This window comes from Flavobacterium fluviale (assembly GCF_003312915.1).
In the GTDB taxonomy this organism is placed as follows: domain Bacteria; phylum Bacteroidota; class Bacteroidia; order Flavobacteriales; family Flavobacteriaceae; genus Flavobacterium; species Flavobacterium fluviale.
In genome coordinates this window covers 486,249-504,679 of record NZ_CP030261.1, presented here as the reverse complement: position 1 = coordinate 504,679, position 18,431 = coordinate 486,249, and the positions used below count along the sequence as shown (strand labels likewise).

Genomic DNA, 18,431 nt, shown 5'->3' with positions numbered 1-18,431 from the left:
GAATTTGGAAATTCCAAAAGCCTATGGATTTGAAGCTTCCTGAACCGGCAAAATTTTCGCTTGAGGACAATTCTTTAAGTTTAATGTTAAATGTTTTAAGCGAAGGAAACAAAATTCAATTTAGCTTTTCAAAAGACATTAACAATAGTATTTTTGCTGCAGAGGACTACGATGCATTGAAAACCCTTTTTCAAAAAATGATTGTTAGTCAAAACAAAAAAATTGTTCTAAAAAAAGCTTAAAGATGGATTTAAAAAATGCCCAATTAGATGTTGATACCTGGATAAAAGAACATGGTGTTCGTTATTTTAACGAATTAACAAACATGGCTCAATTAACAGAGGAAGTTGGAGAAGTAGCAAGAATCATTGCGCGCAGATACGGAGAACAATCTGAAAAAGAAAGCGATAAAAACAAAGATTTGGGTGAAGAATTAGCCGATGTTGTTTTCGTGGTTTTATGTCTGGCCAATCAAACGGGAATCGATTTACAAGCGGCTTTTGATAAAAAAATGGACTTAAAATCGGTTAGAGATAAAGATCGTCATAAAAACAACGATAAATTAAAATAATTGTGAAATATCACTCATAAGTTTTGAATTATGAGTTTTGAATTTTGAATTATGAATGGGGAGTGGTAAATTGCGGGGCTGAATTATGTTTCTAATCATTCATAATTCATAATTCACAACTTACAATTAAAAAAATGAATTTAAAATTAAGCACGAATTCAATATTCACTATTGATAATTCGCAACTAAATATCACTGGTTCTAAAAGTGAAACCAATCGCTTATTATTACTAAAAGCTTTATTTCCAAATATCACTTTAGCCAATACTTCAAACTCAGATGACAGCGAAGTAATGCAGAAAGCCCTTGCAGGAAATGACGAAATTGTAGACATACATCACGCAGGAACTGCCATGCGTTTTCTTACAGCTTATTTTTCTGTTAACGAAGGCAGAGAAGTTGTACTGACAGGATCAACCAGAATGCAGGAACGACCAATCAAAATTTTGGTTGAAGCTTTGGCCCAATTAGGAGTTGAGATTTCATATGAGAAAGAAGAAGGTTATCCGCCAATCAGAATCAAAGGGAAAAAAGTTACGGCTTCAAAAGTAAAATTAGCTGCAAATGTAAGCAGTCAATATATTTCGGCACTTTTATTAGTAGCGTCAAAACTAGATAATGGTTTAGAACTGACTTTAGAAGGAGAAATCACTTCAATTCCATATATTAAAATGACTTTGGCTCTTTTAAATGATTTAGATATTCAAACTAGTTTTGAAGGAAACGTAATCAAAGTTTTTCCAAAAGAAGCAGTCGCATCAAAAGAAATGGTCGTAGAATCAGACTGGAGTTCTGCCTCTTATTTCTTTAGTCTTGTGGCTTTGGCAGATGCTGCAAAAATAACTCTAAGCAGTTATAAAGAAAACAGTTTACAGGGAGACTCAGAATTGGTTTCACTTTATGAAAAAATGGGAGTGAAAACTACTTTCCAAAACAATAAAATGACATTGGAAAAAGTTTCTGGATTCAATTATCAAGACGTAAATTTTGAATTGAACAACACACCAGATATTGCACAGACAATTGTAGTAACCTGTTTAGGGTTAGGCATTGGATGTCACTTAACTGGTCTTCATACTTTAAAAATCAAAGAAACGGACAGATTAGAAGCTTTAAGAATTGAGCTTACAAAATTAGGTGCCAATATTTCTGTAACCAATGACAGCTTGACTTTAGAACGTTCTGAAAATATTAATCAAGATGTTCATATTGCAACATACAACGATCACCGTATGGCAATGGCTTTTGCACCTTTAGCAATAAAGGTTCCAATTATTATCGATGATGCAGAAGTAGTTTCTAAATCATACCCAGATTTTTGGAACGATTTGAAAGCTTTGAACTTCCAAGTTTCAGAATTGTAGAAATAATTGAACCATATAAGTTATATAAGTTCATTTAAATAAAAGAGCAAAAACATAGCCTCACGTTTCAACCAGAGGTTTTTTTATGTTCGAATTTGAGTATAATCGTAAAATTTGTCATTTCGACGTAGGAGAAATCTTCGTAAGTAACTCCGCAACGAAAATCCAATCTTTGTCGAGCTACTTCTGAAGATTTCTCCTTCGTCGAAATGACAATAATACGTTGAACAGGTTTGTGTAAGAAAAAAAACATTTTTAATGCTTCCCGAAACCGCACAAAATCAAGGACTTTTGAAAATAAACGTCAAAACACTTGACAACGCCTATCTCACAATCGTATATTTGCAGGCGATTTAAAATTTTAGATAAAAAAGTCTAAGATTGATATTTTAAAATCTAACTTCAAATATGAAATTATCACACTTCAATTTCAATTTACCGAAAGAACTTTTGGCTGAATTTCCAGCAGAGAACAGAGATGAATCTCGTTTAATGGTAATTGATCGTAAAAAAAACACTATCGAACATAAAATGTTTAAAGACGTTATCAACTATTTTGATGATGGAGACGTTTTAATTCTTAATAATACAAAAGTTTTCCCTGCACGTTTGTACGGAAACAAAGAAAAAACTGGGGCTAGAATTGAGGTTTTCTTATTAAGAGAATTAAATTCTGAGCAGCGCCTTTGGGACGTTTTAGTAGATCCTGCTAGAAAAATCCGTATTGGTAATAAACTTTATTTTGGTGACGATGATTCATTAGTTGCTGAGGTAATTGATAATACAACTTCTCGTGGTAGAACTTTACGTTTCTTATACGATGGGTCTTACGAAGAATTCAGAAACAAATTGACAGAACTTGGAGAAACTCCAATTCCCAAATACATCAACAGAGAAGTAACTGCCGAAGATGCGGAAAGGTACCAGACTATCTACGCAAAAGAAGAAGGAGCTGTAGCAGCGCCAACTGCTGGTTTACACTTTTCAAAACACCTTTTGAAAAAATTAGAAATCAAAGGAGTAAATTTTGCTGAGGTAACTTTACACGTTGGTTTAGGAACTTTCAATCCAGTTGAGGTTGAAGATTTATCTAAACACAAAATGGATTCAGAAGAATTGATTATCAATCAACAAGCTTGTGATATTGTAAATGAGGCGAAAGCAAAGAAAAAACGTATTTGTGCAGTAGGAACAACTTCTATGCGTGCAATCGAAAGTTCTGTTTCTTCTCAAAATACTTTAAATCCGTACGAAGGATGGACAAATAAATTTATTTTCCCTCCTCACGATTTCAGTATTGCAAACTGTATGATTACAAATTTCCACACACCAAAATCAACATTATTAATGATGATTTCTGCGTTCTGTGGTCATGATTTAATGAAAAAAGCATACGACGAAGCGATCAAAGAAGGATACAAATTCTATTCTTACGGAGACGCGATGTTAATTTTATAATGTGAATTTATTTCATAAAGAAACCCGACAAGTTTTAAAACCTGTCGGGTTTTCTGTTTTTATAGTTTTGTTTCAAGTTTCAAATTTGAGGTTTCAAGTTTCAAGTTTTAAGTTTCAAGTTTAAGGTTTCAGGTTTCAAGTTGACGCTCGTGTGATTAACCGCAAAGTGCGCAAAGTTTTTTTGCTCAGTTTGTGTCTGCCAAGTGCTAAAGAACGCAAAGCTTTGCGAACTTAGTGTTTGTAAACGTCAACCTTGATAAAATCTTTGCGCACTTTGCGGTTAAACACACAAAGCATATCAACCTGAAATCTGAAACTTGAAACTTGAAACCTGAAATTTTGAAACCTGAAACAAAACAAACAAAATTTGTTATTTTAGCATCCAAAACAAAAACACAATGACTTTTCAAAATACACGCGAATTCGCGAAACAACTTGATGCTCAAGATGCATTAAATCATTATCAAAACGAATTTATTTTTCCAAAAGTGAATGATAAACGTGTTATATATTTCACAGGAAACTCTTTAGGATTACAGCCAAAACGCACCAAAGCTTATGTAGATGAAGTAATGAATGACTGGGCAGAATTGGCTGTCGAAGGTCACTTTTATGCACAAAAACCTTGGTGGGATTATCAAGAAAGATTTGCAGAACCGTTGAGTAAAATTGTAGGTGCACTTCCGTCCGAAGTTACTGTAATGAATACTTTGACGGTAAATCTTCATTTATTAATGGTTTCTTTTTATCAGCCAAAAGGAAAGCGTTATAAAATTATCTGCGAAGAAAAAGCATTTCCATCAGATCAATATATGTTTCAAAGTCAGGTTCATTTTCATGGATATAAACCAGAAGATGCTATCGTAGAAATTAAACGTCGCGAAGGCGAACACAATATTCGTCTTGAAGATGTTCTGTCAAAAATTGAAGAAGTTGGCGATGAACTGGCTTTGGTTTTAATTGGAGGTGTAAATTATTATACGGGGCAAGTTTTCGACATAAAAACTATTACTGCTGCCGCACAAAAAGCGGGTGCAAAAGTCGGCTGGGATCTCGCACATGCTGCTGGAAATATCAAATTAGAACTGCATGATTGGAATGTAGATTTTGCAGCTTGGTGCAGTTATAAATATATGAACTCAGGACCTGGAAATGCTTCTGGAGTTTTTGTTCACGAAAGACATCACAACGATCCAGATTTACCGCGTTTTGCAGGCTGGTGGGGACACAATAAAGAACGCCGTTTTAAAATGGAACCTAACTTTGATCCAGTTCATGGAGCAGGAGGATGGCAGATTAGTAATCTTCCAGTTCTTTCTTTAGCACCATATTTGGCTTCTGTAGAAATGTTTGCTGAAGTTGGAATGGACGCTTTAATTGCAAAACGTGATCATATTACCTCTTATTTAGAATTTATTCTGCACGAAATTGATAAGGAAGTAAAAGGAAATTTTGAAATTATTACACCTTCAAATCCAGAAGAAAGAGCTTCACAATTATCAGTTTTTCTTCATGGAGAAGGAAGGAGCTTATTCGATTATTTAATGAAAAACGGAGTAATTACAGACTGGCGTGAACCAAACGTAATTCGTTTAGCTCCAGTTCCATTATATTGTTCTTATGAAGATATGTACGATTTCGGACAAATTCTAAAAACAGGAATTTTAGGGAAGTAAAAGTTGGTGGATCTTGCAAAGGCGCAGAGTCGGAAAGTTAATCTTAAAATTTGAATAGCGTCCAGCTTTAGCTGGATGACAATAAAAAACGCAAATCAAAAGGGCTTTAGCCAAACTGTAAAAGTTTGGCTAAAGCCCTTTTTTATATTCCGAAGAAAGGAGTGATGAGAAAAAACTTTGCGACTCTGTGCCTTTGCGAGATTAATTTATCAATTTAAATATCCAATTCAAACATTAAAATCTTCAAATCTTATAACCTTTCAAAAGAATTCTGTAATAAGCATTATAGCAGATATTCCGTATTTTGTAATGTATAATTATTAAAACTATAATCATGAAAGGCTTATATATAATTTTAGCGGCGATTCTTTTAACTTCTTGTCAAAATCAAAGTAAACAAGATTTAAATAAAGCCAAGCAAGCCAGTATTGATTCAATGAAAGTTGAGATTAATAAGCAACGAGTTATCGATTCAATGAAGACGGAAATGGCTAAGATAAAAGAAGAGCAAAGAGTTGAATCTGAAAAAGAGAAAGTTGTAGTGGTGCATCAGCAGGCTACAAACGGAAATACTGCAACAACTACTACTACAACCAAAAAGAAAGGCTGGAGCGCAACTGCTAAAGGTGCTGTGATTGGTGCGGGGGTTGGTGCTGCAACTGGAGCAATCGTCAGTAAGAAAAAAGGCGAAGGTGCTGTAATTGGAGGATTAGCCGGTGCCGCTTTAGGAACTGGGACTGGTGCTGTAATTGACAGTAAAAAGAAAAAAGAATAGCAATAAATCTTTATAAAAAACGCCGATTTAGAATCCTAAATCGGCGTTTTGTTTTACGCTAATTGCGGTGATGGAATTTGAATTGCATTCAATTCTGATTTATAGAAATTGAATTGAATCCTCATTTTTTCTGCTTCTGCTTTAAAGTATAAAGTTGATGAAAGTAAATTTTGATAATATTCAATTCCTTCTAAAATATTTGTTTTAAAAGAATTCCATTTTTTAAGCTGATTGGACGTTACTTCTCCAGAAATAGTTTCAATTTCATTTCTAAAATAATCAACATACATTTTTAATTCCTTCACAAATAAATTCGGACGATCATTAGTTCGCAAAATCGATTTTCCTTGATAAATGTGATGCAGCATATCTTTTAAAGAAACTTCCTGATCAAAATAAGCCAGATTTGGTCCCGGACAAATTACCACGCCTTGCGATTGTCCTTTTATTTTAATATCATTTTCAAGATAAGAAGCATTTGCTAAACCAACACACAGACAAGATTTCTCTGTTATTTTGATTTTGCTTTTTTCGAATTCTTCGATAGTTAGAGAATCTTTTTTGGCTTCTAATTCTTCTAGTTTAATATCCTGATATTTTTTGGATGCCGTACAAATTCCGTGCGGATCGTATTCTTTACTTAGAGCCAAAAATTTCTTTGGGCAGGAACTTCCAGCTTTATTTTCTTCGATGCGTTTTTGTTTTAAGATTTCGTTTGTCGTGCCTCGTAAAGTGTTAAACGGAACTCCCAAAGGCGAAATGTGGCTTAGGTAAAAATCGTCTTCTTTGGCATTCTTCAATAAACTTCTCGTTTCTTTATCTACAGATGTTGCTTCGGGAACCAATAAAAATGGAGAACCCCAGCCGACAGAATCGACTTTGTATTCGTCTAATAAAAATTCATGTTCTTCTGCAGTTCCAACACCGCCTTGAACTGTAATTTTTAATTCTAAAGGATTTTCTGGAAAAACTTGATTTTTGAGCTGTAAAGCTCTAATCATTAAATCGTGGGCCGATTGTGTCAATTGTTCTTTTTTCTGCTTGAATTCTTCTAAAATAGTGCCTAATAAGAGTCCATCAGTGGCAAAGGCGTGACCGCCGCAGTTTAAACCAGATTCAATTCGGTATTCAGAAACCCAAAGTCCCTTTTTGGCCAAGAAATTTCCCTGAATCATTGCCGATCTAAAATCGCTCACTTTTAAAATGATTTTCTTTTTAAGCTCGTTTTTTTCATTTGGAAAAAAATCTTTGAAGTTTTCAAAATAACCGAACAATCTCGGATTCATTCCAGCAGAAAGAACCACAGAAGATTCTAAATTACTTTTTGCAAAACCTCTTAAAGCAGCATGAGCATCATTAAATTCTATTGGAAGCTGTTCGTCTTTAACAAAATTATCTTTGTCTAATTTTGTCATAATGTTAACGTCGATTTCGCCGGGAAAAAGATGCGTTTCGATATAATTCTGAATGTTTTCTTTAAAAGCAATTCCGTCATCCAGTAAATTTTGAAATCCTTTTTTAATGTCTGAAGTATTCGGCAGCATCGACATAAAGTTTTCAAGAGCAGTTTTGCTTTCGGCTAATTCCGTCTTAAAATTTTCGAATTTTTCTTTTACAATTTTGTCAACTAAATTTAAGTAAGAAGTAATTCTTTCGGCGCGGTAATCGTGAAATTTCTGAGTGATTTCTTCGTAAGGAATATTGAATTTAGTGCTATAAAAATTACGCATCTTTTCAATTAAATCATCATCGGCGATCGAAATTACAGACGAAATTCCATATTGCGCCACACGAATGGGGCTGTCAATCGTATAAGCAAGACCCATTACAGGAATATGAAAAGTATGTAAAGGCTTTTTTGTCATTTGTCTTCGGGTTAAAATAAAGACAAATGAAGAGAAAAAACATTTTTTAAAACCTGATAATTGTCAGGTTTGGAAATTTTTGTCTGCCACGAATTACACGAATTTCCACGAATTATTTTTAAAATATTTCGAATAAAATTTAGTGGGAATTCGTGTAGTTCGTTTCAAAAAACTATATCAAAATCTTCTTCAAAGATTCTGCAATACTTCTCCATAAAAAGTTATAGAATGATTTTTCTTGGATCCTTTCCAATTCAACTTCAGCTGTTTTTGCTTTTTCTTTGGAGTCGTTTTTGACTAATAAATTGACAATTGCCGATTTGAGTTTGGCTTCTTTTTTAGGATCTTTTTTCTTGTATAGTTTTACTTTTAAATCATCATAATCCAAAGAAGCATTTCCTTTAGAGATATTATCATTTCCATAAAAATTAAATCGGTACTTGTTAAAAACTCCAGTAAATGAGGCATTCATATAAGGCTTGCTGAATTGTCCCATAGCGCGAACATCAAAATTGGAAATTACACCTTGAATATGAAATCCGTCATTTTTATCCAAAACGTTAAAGCTCCAATCTACATCGAGGGGCGAAGTTTTCATGAAAATACATTTTACCTTAATTTTTACATCATTCGTCTTTTTCAAACCAAAACCACTTCGCAGATTAGTTGCCTGCAGGTTGAATTTATCAAAGTTTAAAACTCCTGGGCCTTTAGAAAAATCAATTTCTTCTTCGTAGACCAATTTTGATTTAAGAACTTGCAATGTGTCAATTTGAAGCGGAAATTTTATATTTCGCAATAAATGATTGTAAAGGTATTTTTTGCTCAAATCATCTTTCGGCATTTTTCCACGATAAATATTCGCGTCAAAATGATTGATTACAACTGAATTTGCTTTAAAGAAAAAACGATCATTTTTAAAACCCCAATCCATTTTTGAAACTTGTGCTGAATCAAATTTTAGCGTGTAAATATCTTTTTCCTTATCTAAACGCTTGATGAAATTTGGGCGGTTAAATTGCGGAATATTAGAGAAATTATTAATTTTTAGAAAGTTTTTCTCGGTGCTTATTTTGCCAATATTAATATGGTAAAAAGCACTTGGTCTGTAAAACAAACTATCAATTACTAAAGTGTAGCTTTGATATTGAAGCGGAATTTTTTCTTTTAAAGTCGCATCCGTCAGCAGAATTCCTTCTAATTTTAGAATGATTTTCTTGATGCTGAAAATAGGTTTTTCTGTATCCAAAGAAACCACATCGACAGTTCCGTCATTTAGATAAATATTTGAAACTGCAACAATTTTACGAAAAGGTTCAATGATTTCGCTTTTTATGCTTTTACTGTTATTGATGAGTTTCTCGCCTTTTTTGTATAAAATAACGCGAGGTTTATTTATAATAATGCTCTCTGCCTGAATAATATCGCGGAAAGCTAAATCCCAAACATTAAAATGTTTAATTGTAATGGATTCTATTTTAGAGAAAAGTCCGTTTTTGCTGTCTTTAGGCTGGTTTTTAGGGCTTACCAATAATGTCTGTGCATAGATATTTCGAGAAAAAAGAGATACTTCAATTTTTTCATAATTGATATTGTATGCCGTTTTATTTTTCTCATGAATAATAATCGGGAGCTGTTTTTTAATCCAGTAATTCAGACCAATGTTGGCGAAAATTATAAGCAGAAAAAGAGAAATTACACCAATTGCTATTTTTTTATATGTCGACATTTATAGGATTAGTTTTAAATACATAAATTTAGGCTTTTAAAAAGAATGATTTTTACATTATTCTTCTTTTAGATTACATCATTTTACAACCTTACTATCTACCTTTTTTTAATATATGAAAAGATTTAAAAAATTTCTGCTGGTTTTATTACTACTTATAATTGCAATTGGAGTTGGTTTATGCGCGTATATTTTTCATTTAAAACCGAAATACGAAGGAGAATTAGATCTAAAAAATATTCAAGAAGAAACCACAGTTTATTTTGATGAATTTGGTATTCCGCACATCTATGCCAATTCCGAAAAAGATGCTATGACAGCGCTGGGGTATGTTCATGCGCAGGAAAGATTATGGCAGATGGAATTACTTCGCAGAATTGCGCCGGGAAGATTGTCTGAAATCTTCGGCTCAGTTGCACTTCAAAATGATCAGTTTTTTGCAGGAATTGGTATTGAAGAAGCTTCCGCGAAAGCGATTGCCAAATTGGATAAAAACAGTGAAAGTTATAAATTAACACAAGCTTATTTGGACGGAATTAATCAATATTTGGAAGAAGGAACTACACCAATTGAATTTACTTTGGTTGGCGTAAAAAAGCAGAAGTTCACTATAAAGGACGTTTATAATATATTTGGTTATATGTCTTTCAGTTTTGCAATGGCACAGAAAACAGATCCTTTATTAACAGATATTAAAAATAAATATGGTGCTGAATATTTGAAAGATTTAGGAATTGAAGGGGAATTTAACACAACTCGAATTCAAATCTCCAAAGAAAAAACAGAAGAGTATTCAGAAATCGCAAAATCTGTTGCAGCAATGCTGGATCAATCGCCTATTCCTCCATTTATTGGAAGCAACAGTTGGGTTGTTGGTCCTCATAAATCTAAAAGCGGTAAAGTAATTTTTGCAAACGATCCGCATATAGGATTTTCGCAGCCTGCAACTTGGTACGAAGCTCATATCGTAACACCAAAACAGGAACTTTATGGCTGTTATCTTGCAGGAACTCCATTTCCGTTACTGGCTCACAATCGTGACTATGCTTACGGTTTAACAATGTTTGAAAATGATGACATCGACTTTTATCAAGAAAAGAATAAAGCTGGAGATCCAAGTCAATATAAAACTCCAAATGGTTTTGCATCTTATGAAACCAGAAAAAAAGTAATTAAAGTTAAAGATACTTCGGATGTTGTTTTAACGGTTAAATCAACACGTCACGGACCAATTATGAATGACTTAATCGAGCGTTTAGATAAGAAATTTCCAATCGCAATGTCTTGGACTTATACGAAGGAGCCAATTCAGATTTTAGATGCGGCTTACGGGCTTTCTCATGCAAAAAACAAAGAAGATTTTAAGAAAGCAGTGAGCTTAATCGCTGCGCCTGGGCTAAATGTTATGTATGGCGATGCTAAAGGAAATGTTGGATGGTGGGCAAGCGGTAAACTGTATAAACACAAAGAAGGCGTAAATACACATTTGATTTTAGACGGTTCAACTGGTAATGATGATATTACAGAATATCTGGATTTTGATAAAAATCCTTCAGCAGAAAACCCGAAATGGGGTTATGTTTATTCTGCCAATAATCAGCCTGAAGCTATTGATAATGGTTATTTGTATCCAGGGTATTACCTGCCTGAAGATCGTGCAAAAAGAATTGCAGGATTAATGGATGCAAAATCCGATTGGGATAAAGAAGCAGTGAGTAAAATGATTTATGACAATACTTCTGATGTTGCCGTTGATGTGGTTAAGAATTTGATTTCGAATATTGATCCTAACTCCATTTCAGCAGCAGAAAAAGAAGCCATAAAGGTTTTAAAATCATGGAAAGGAAGCAATAATTTAGAAGACGCTGCGCCAACGATTTACAACAAGTGGATTTATTTATATCTAAAAAATACTTTTGAAGACGAAATGGGGAAAGAAAACTTCAATCTCTTTTTAGGAATTTCTGTTGGAAAACAAGTTATTGCCAATCAAATTAAAAATGAAAATTCGGTTTGGTGGGATAATATTAAAACCAAAAATGTAAAAGAAACTAGAAAACAAATTGTGTCAAAATCTTTTCACGATGCAATTATATCCTTACAAAATCAATTAGGAAATACCGTTTCCGATTGGAAATGGGGAGAAGTACATACCGTTGAGCACGAACATCCTTTAGGAAAAGTGGCAGCGCTTCGAAGATTATTTAATGTTGGGCCATTTAATTCGCCAGGTTCAAATGAGGTAATCAATAATTTATTCTTCGGATTTAACGACGAAGGAAAATATTATACAAAAGGCGGACCTTCAACCAGAAGAATTGTAGATTTCTCTGATATCGAAAACAGCTGGAGCATTTTGCCTACCGGACAATCTGGAAATCCGTTTAGTAAACATTACGATGACCAAGCCGAAATGTACAATGATGGAAAGTTTAGAAAAATGAAATTGAATAAAGAAGAAATCATAAAAACTTCAACAAAACTGATTTTTAAACCGAAGAGGTAGTTTTTGTTTCAAGTTTCAAGTTTCAGGTTTCAGGTTTTTTACTCTTTGTAAAAGTTTAAACCAAGATTTTGAAGAAATTTGTATTAAACAAAATAACCAGAATATTGTCCTTTCGACGAAGGAGAAATCTCCGTAAGTAACTCCGCAAAGAGAGTTAATCTTTGTCGAGCTTCTCGCGAAGATTTCTCCTTCGTCCAAATGACAAAAATGAGAAGACAACTTAAAATTAAATCTTTTTGTCAAAGTTAAAAAGTTTGACAAAGAGTAAAAAACTTAGTATCTTAGAACCTTAGTACCTTAGCACCTTTTATTTAGAAATATACTTCCCCTTCACAATATCAGCAGCAAAAATATTCAGATTATTAATAAGTACTTTATTATTAGTCATTACATTTTTAGATTGGTAAGCCGTATCTTTTTCATACGCTTTCAATAAAGTTTCCAGTTCGACTTCATCAAAGACAACAAAACTGTTGTAAATCGCATCTCGGAAATTTTTATAATTAATGCTTTGGCTGATTTCCATTGTTTTCTGGTCATTCCAGCCTTCTTTTGCCGAAGTTTCATTTATTTTCGATAAACAAAAATCAATCACATAATTTTTATAATGCGCTGCTTCTACGATTTTATCAATTATAATTCTGTTTTGCTGTGAAGGCATTGCAGGAGCCGGCGGATTGTTTTGAGATAAAGATTTCGAAGAAATAAAAAGGCATAGTAATACCGTCAGAAAGCTGTAGGATTTCAAATTTTTCATAGGTTAATTTATTTTTTGGGTAAGGCTAAAATAATATTTTTAAAAATAAATCATCCAATTTGATTGTTAGAAATTGTAACAAAAAACTCCGATAAAATGGATTTCAAATCTATTTTATCGGAGTTAATTTTTAAGCTATTTTCTAAATGTTATTTTGTTTTACCTTTTGAAAGTTCTTCTAAAACTTTTTTCCCAGCTTCATTGGAAGGATCAAGTTCTACCGATTTTTTATAATTTACAATTGCCGATTTTTTGTCGCCGTCTGCTAGATAAGCTTCTCCTAAACTGTCGTAAGCATTTCCAGATTTCGGGAAGTTTTCTGTATTAATTTTGAACACTTCGATTGCCTCTTTCTTTTTTCCATCTTGCAGTAACTGATATCCAACTCGATTCATATCTCCTTCTTTGACAGCGTACGATGTATCATTTTTTAGTTTTTTATACGTTTCAGTTCCTTTAACAGCACCTTTTTCATTGTAAATATCTAATAAATCAAGAGCCAGCGATTTTTTAGGCTGATTAAACGGCTGATTGTATAAAATAGCACGGATTGCAATGTTCATTTCGCCTAAAACAGTTCCGCCTGTATTATTTAATAAAACAACTAGCTTTTTGTCTGCAGGAATGCGGGAAATGATTGTATTAAATCCGTTAATTCCGCCGCCATGTTCAATAATGTTCAATTTGCTGTTTTCTCCATTAGGAGCTTCGTAAGTAGACCATCCATATCCATAAAAACCTGCCCATGCTTTAATGTAAGGTTTAAATAAAGATTCCATTGATTTTTGTGAAAGCAGTTTATTCGTATAAAGCGCCTGATCCCATAAATACAAATCTTCAACAGTAGAGTACAAAGATCCAGCTGCGTATGGAATACTCATATCAAGATAAGCTGCATTTACAATTTGTTTTCCGTGTTTTTCGTATCCAGCCGCTCTGTTTTTTAAAATGACATCGCTGTGATCGTAACCAGAATTAACCATTTTTAAAGGGGTAAAAACAGTTTCCTGTAAATATTGTTCGTACGTTTTTTTTGAAATTTTCTCTATAATGTAACCTAATAAAAAATACCCAGAATTACTGTAATTGAATTTTTCGCCGGGAGTAAATTCAAGAGGCAGACTTGAAAATGTTTTTACGAATTCTGCGGGAGTATATGGATTTCGAGCTTTGTCTTTAAAAAAGTTTGGCGCGCTGGTATAATTCGGAATTCCAGAGGTGTGTGTTAACAACTGATGAATCGTAATTTTATCGCCATTTTCCTTTGGATAATCTGGCAGGTAAGTTGTTATTGGAACATCTAATTTTAATTTTCCTTCTTCAGCGAGTTTTACTATTAAAAGTGCTGTAAATTGTTTGCTGATAGAACCTAATCTAAATTTCGTATCGGGCTGATTTGGAATATTCCATTCCATATTGGCAGAACCAAAACCCTTTTTTAAAATAACTTTTCCGTTTTCGGCAATCAATGCAGAGCCGTTAAATTGTCCGTATTCATTATATTTAGCCAAAAGCTGTTCAATTTGTTGTGCTTTATCTTGAGCAAAAGTGCTAAGTGCCGAGAGCTGGAAAAGTAAAAAGAGTGCAATTAGTTTGATTGATTTTTTCATAATGATTGATGATTATAGGTTTTAGATTAATGAAATGATTTGTTTTTTGATTGATGATTGAAACTTTGTAACAATTAGAAATTCAGTTATTTAAACCGAAATTACACTTTTTAAGTGAAAATAATTTTAATGCTTCCTAAAGTTTAGACGATCAAGTTTCAAATTGGTTTCAAGATTTAACCGCTTTTTTTCCATTTTTTTCAAACTAAAACTTTTTTAAGATTTATCAGCCATTCATTTTAATTTTCAATCTTTAATTTTTTTGTTCCGTTTGATGATCATAACTAAAAGATCTTCTCAATTTCCAAACACCATTTGTTAGTATCCAAACATGGGTAAATCTCGCTGTGCTCCCAAAATTTTCTTTTGCTTTTTCAAGAGATTCATTTTTACCAACGGATTTTTCATAAAACTGATGAATACCCATTTGCATCGCACCGTACAAAACACCTTTATTATATAATGGATAAATTTCTGTAGTGTTTGGAACTAAATATCTTCTAGATTTATAAGTTTCAGGTGAGCCACACAAGCCTTTTTTGAAATTGGAGATAAACACAGCCTTATCAGACATACCACCTTTGTCATGATAAAATTCAAGATCATCAGTAAACAGGTTTTCAAATTGTGACATGTCGCAGGTATTAAAGCCAATATTAAAAAGCAGGCTGTCCTTAGACATAATTATTTTGTATAATTCTGAATTTTTTTCTTCTTGAGAAAATCCAAATTGGAACTGGAAAAGCAGTATCCCAACTAAAATTGTTTTAAACTGGAAAATGGGTTGCTTGATTTTCATTTTGCTAATGTTCTGATTAAGATTTGTTTGAGGCTTTTTTATTTCTTCCCTTTAAAAATATCAACAGTTGAAGTTTTTTTGAAAGGTTCGTTAAAGAAACTTGATAAAACCAAATTAAAAAGTTCTGTTTTTTCATAAGAACCAAAATGTGTAGCGCCTGGCATTACAAATAAATTAGAATTTTCAATGTTATTAAAAATCTCAATCGAGTGCTCCAACCTGATAGCATCTCTATCTCCAGACATAATTAAAACAGGACATTTAATTTTTTGCAAATCTTTATCTTTAATATCTGGCTGATAGGCTAACAATGTATAAAGGTTTTTGGTGCGAGGATCTTTAGTAGCTTTTAAAGTATCCATTACCAATTTATCGATTTCATCGTACACAGCTTTTTTGCCAGGATATAGGTTGGCGCCAAAAGCAGCAAGTTTAGAAACTTTTTCAGGATGATGAATAGCTATTAAAAGACCTAAAATTCCGCCATCACTTTGTCCCCAAATATAAGTGTCTTTGATTTTTAATGAATCTAGTAAAACACTTACATCGTCTGCCATTTGTTTGTAATTCAGCTGTTTGTTTGAAGTGTCAGTAGATTTTCCATGTCCTCTGCTGTCAATAGCAATAACCTGAAATTGGTTTTTAAAATATTCAATTCTGCGTGCGTGTCCTTTTATCGAGCCGCCGTTACCGTGCAGAAGGACCAAAGGTTTTCCGCTTCCATAAATTTCATAATACATCTTAATGCCATTGACATCTTTGTAATTTCCAGCTTCTTTGTTGTTTCCGTACGGAATAGAAATTTCTGTTTGAGCGGCCACAGTATAGATGTTTAGCAAAATAAAAAATAAAATGGCGATTGGTTTTTTCATGGTTTTGGTTGATTAGTGAAAAATAATAATAGGTCAATATTTGTTAGTCGATTGAAGTCTTATTTTGTAACAATTTATTTTCTTTTAGATAATAACGTTGCAAAGTAATCTCGTTTTGTATTTTCCCATTCTTCCAAAATAATGCTATAATAGACATCGTCTTTACTGTTGCCTTCAGAATCGACATAATTATTTCGGAACAAGCCTTCCTTTAAAGCACCTAAATTTTCAATTGCTCTCTGTGATCTTAAATTTTCCAGATCTGCACTAAATTGTATTCTTTTAAATTGAATGTTTTCGAAACCAAATTTCAACAATTCATATTTGCAAGCCTTGTTCAAACCTGTTCCTTGAAAATGTTTTCCGTACCAAGTCCACCCAATTTCGCATTTTTGACTCGCGTAATTCAAATAACCGTAACGTGTGCTTCCGGCAACTTTATTTGTGGCTTTGTCGATAATAAGAAACGGATAACAAATTCCGTCTGATTTTTGTTTTAATGTATTCTGGATGTAATTTTCAAAATCTTGATCGTTTCGAACATACATTCCCATATATTTCCAAATTTCATCATCAAAAATGATTTCTCTGAGTTCGATGTTTCTTTCGTTTTCAAACGGAATTAATAATACCCTTTCGTTTTCTAAAATGATATTTGTTTGCAGCAGCTGGTTATTCATGAGTTTATTTTAAAGTTTTGGTTAGAAAAGGTATAAAGGCGAAAAGTTTTTAAGCACAATTTTGTCATCCTGAACAAAAAAAAGAAAATTGTGTGGGCTTTTTGTCTTTGCCAGATTTTGTCCGAACGAAAATAGGTTTTTCTAAAAGACAAACAAATCGTGAAAATTCAGAATTTGTTATGAAAATGATTGTCGCATGAGGGATAGAGGGGGTATCCTTTTATGAAGAGAAACGGAATAAAAGATATAGCCGAAAGCCCGGCCCAAAGGGACATGCCCATGCAAATATTAGGTTTTATGGGCAAATATTTGGTTTATTTTAAAGCTTATGTGTAATTATTACTTATTTTTACGTTCTTATATATTAGATTTTCCCTGATGCAAACTTCATTAAAAATTGCAGTCGTAGGTTCTGGACTTGTAGGATCACTGCTGGCAATTTATCTTAAAAAAGCTGGTCACACCGTTCATGTTTATGATCGCAGTCCTGATATTCGAAAAATTAATTTTTCTGGTCGCTCTATTAATCTGGCAATGTCTAATCGAGGCTGGAAAGCACTCGATGCAGTTGGTGTTGGAGATTCGGTTCGAGAAATTGCAATTCCGATGGACAAACGTGCGATTCATTTAGTAGACAAATTGAATTTTCAGAACTATGGGCAGGAAGGCGAATCCATATATTCAATTTCCAGAGGAAAACTGAACCGAAAAATGATTGATCTTGCGGAAGAAGCTGGAGCCGAATTTCATTTTGAGCAAAAAGTCTGGGATGTAACTTTGAGTGAAGCAACTCTGCATATTGGCGAAAGCGAAAGAGGAGAGTGGGAAGAACGAAAATTTGATATGGTTTTTGGTGCCGATGGTGCTTTTTCAAGAATCCGTCACAGAATGCAGCGTCAGAGTATGTTTAATTATTCGCAGGAATTTTTAAACATGGGGTACAAAGAATTAAACATTCCTGCAAATGCAGACGGGACACATAAATTAGATAAAAATTCTTTTCATATTTGGCCAAGGGGCGAGTATATGTTAATCGCGCTTCCTAATCTCGACGGAAGTTTCACCTGTACTTTGTTTATGCCTTTTGAAGGTGAAAATTCTTTTGCATCGCTTACCGATCGTAAAATGGTAGAAGACTTTTTTGAGAAGAATTTCCCAGATTCGATCGAAGTAATTCCAGAACTTGCCAATGATTTTTTTAAAAATCCAACCAGTACTCTGGTAACTATGAAATGTTTTCCGTGGACTTACGAAAATAAAATTGCATTGATTGGAGATGCCTGCCACGCCATTGTTCCGTTTTACGGACAAGGAATGAACGCAGGTTTTGAAGATATTACGGTTTTAAATGAAATGATAGAGAAATTTGGAGATGACTGGAAAAAAATCTTTACTGAATATCAAATTTCCCGTAAACCAAATGCCGATGCCATTGCAGAACTTTCCTATAGAAATTTCATGGAAATGAGTACCAAAACGGCAGATGAAAAATTCTTATTACAAAAGAAAATAGAAAAAGTTTTTTCAGATAAACATCCAGATAAATGGATTCCGCTTTACAGCCGTGTAACTTTTAGTGATCGCCCATATGCCGAAGCTTTAGCGATTGGAGATTTTCAAAACGGAATTATGGAAGAAGTTTTAAAAATGGAAAACATCGAAAATATCTGGAATTCACCAGAAGTTGAAAATAAAATTCTTGAATTATTATCTAAATAATTTTTAATAACAATTTCCATATCAATTACAATTTTCAATATTGTAATTGA

At 33.3% G+C, this 18,431-nt stretch carries 15 protein-coding genes; 8 read left to right on the top strand and 7 right to left on the bottom strand.

The window, feature by feature from the left end:
• Positions 1-23 precede the first annotated feature (23 nt).
• From HYN86_RS02440 to HYN86_RS02415, 6 genes are all read left to right on the top strand, one after another.
• Entirely contained in the window at positions 24-242 is a 219-nt protein-coding gene (locus HYN86_RS02440; RefSeq protein WP_113676612.1) for a hypothetical protein, read from the top strand.
• Between the two features lie 2 nt (positions 243-244).
• The gene (locus HYN86_RS02435; RefSeq protein WP_012022600.1) at positions 245-571 is read left to right on the top strand and encodes a nucleotide pyrophosphohydrolase; all 327 of its coding nucleotides are present in this window, start codon (positions 245-247) and stop codon (positions 569-571) included.
• A gap of 134 nt (positions 572-705) precedes the next feature.
• Entirely contained in the window at positions 706-1,935 is a 1,230-nt protein-coding gene (gene aroA / locus HYN86_RS02430) for a 3-phosphoshikimate 1-carboxyvinyltransferase (RefSeq protein ID WP_113676611.1), read from the top strand.
• Between the two features lie 408 nt (positions 1,936-2,343).
• Positions 2,344-3,393, top strand: coding sequence for a tRNA preQ1(34) S-adenosylmethionine ribosyltransferase-isomerase QueA (queA, locus tag HYN86_RS02425; RefSeq protein ID WP_057115071.1), 1,050 nt, complete (start codon positions 2,344-2,346; stop codon positions 3,391-3,393).
• A 398-nt stretch (positions 3,394-3,791) separates the two neighbouring features.
• On the top strand, positions 3,792-5,069 hold the full coding sequence (gene kynU, locus HYN86_RS02420) for a kynureninase (protein WP_113676610.1): 1,278 nt from the start codon (positions 3,792-3,794) through the stop codon (positions 5,067-5,069).
• Between the two features lie 334 nt (positions 5,070-5,403).
• Entirely contained in the window at positions 5,404-5,844 is a 441-nt protein-coding gene (locus HYN86_RS02415; protein ID WP_113676609.1) for a YMGG-like glycine zipper-containing protein, read from the top strand.
• A gap of 53 nt (positions 5,845-5,897) precedes the next feature.
• Here HYN86_RS02415 and HYN86_RS02410 read toward each other — a convergent pair whose 3' ends face one another.
• Positions 5,898-7,709 (bottom strand): hypothetical protein, encoded by a 1,812-nt coding sequence (locus tag HYN86_RS02410; protein WP_113676608.1) that lies wholly within the window; start codon positions 7,707-7,709, stop codon positions 5,898-5,900.
• A gap of 172 nt (positions 7,710-7,881) precedes the next feature.
• Entirely contained in the window at positions 7,882-9,438 is a 1,557-nt protein-coding gene (locus HYN86_RS02405; protein WP_113676607.1) for a hypothetical protein, read from the bottom strand.
• A gap of 115 nt (positions 9,439-9,553) precedes the next feature.
• On the opposite strand from HYN86_RS02405, the gene HYN86_RS02400 reads away from it, so the two are divergent.
• On the top strand, positions 9,554-11,944 hold the full coding sequence (locus HYN86_RS02400; RefSeq protein ID WP_113676606.1) for a penicillin acylase family protein: 2,391 nt from the start codon (positions 9,554-9,556) through the stop codon (positions 11,942-11,944).
• Positions 11,945-12,251: 307 nt separating this feature from the next.
• Here the strand turns inward: HYN86_RS02400 and HYN86_RS02395 are convergent, their stop codons facing one another.
• The 5 genes from HYN86_RS02395 to HYN86_RS02375 form a co-directional block, all read right to left on the bottom strand.
• Positions 12,252-12,701, bottom strand: coding sequence for a hypothetical protein (locus HYN86_RS02395; RefSeq protein ID WP_113676605.1), 450 nt, complete (start codon positions 12,699-12,701; stop codon positions 12,252-12,254).
• Between the two features lie 149 nt (positions 12,702-12,850).
• Positions 12,851-14,311, bottom strand: a complete 1,461-nt coding sequence (locus HYN86_RS02390; protein ID WP_113676604.1) for a serine hydrolase — start codon at positions 14,309-14,311, stop codon at positions 12,851-12,853.
• A gap of 253 nt (positions 14,312-14,564) precedes the next feature.
• On the bottom strand, positions 14,565-15,110 hold the full coding sequence (locus HYN86_RS02385; RefSeq protein ID WP_113676603.1) for a nuclear transport factor 2 family protein: 546 nt from the start codon (positions 15,108-15,110) through the stop codon (positions 14,565-14,567).
• A 38-nt stretch (positions 15,111-15,148) separates the two neighbouring features.
• A complete protein-coding gene (locus HYN86_RS02380; RefSeq protein WP_113676602.1) occupies positions 15,149-15,982 on the bottom strand; it encodes an alpha/beta fold hydrolase in 834 nt (277 codons plus the stop codon).
• 74 nt (positions 15,983-16,056) lie between these two features.
• Complete coding sequence (locus HYN86_RS02375) at positions 16,057-16,662, bottom strand: GNAT family N-acetyltransferase (protein WP_113676601.1); 606 nt, start codon at positions 16,660-16,662, stop codon at positions 16,057-16,059.
• A 378-nt stretch (positions 16,663-17,040) separates the two neighbouring features.
• Between HYN86_RS02375 and HYN86_RS02370 the strand changes: the two genes are divergently transcribed.
• Positions 17,041-18,381, top strand: coding sequence for an FAD-dependent oxidoreductase (locus HYN86_RS02370; RefSeq protein WP_113676600.1), 1,341 nt, complete (start codon positions 17,041-17,043; stop codon positions 18,379-18,381).
• Positions 18,382-18,431 lie beyond the last annotated feature (50 nt).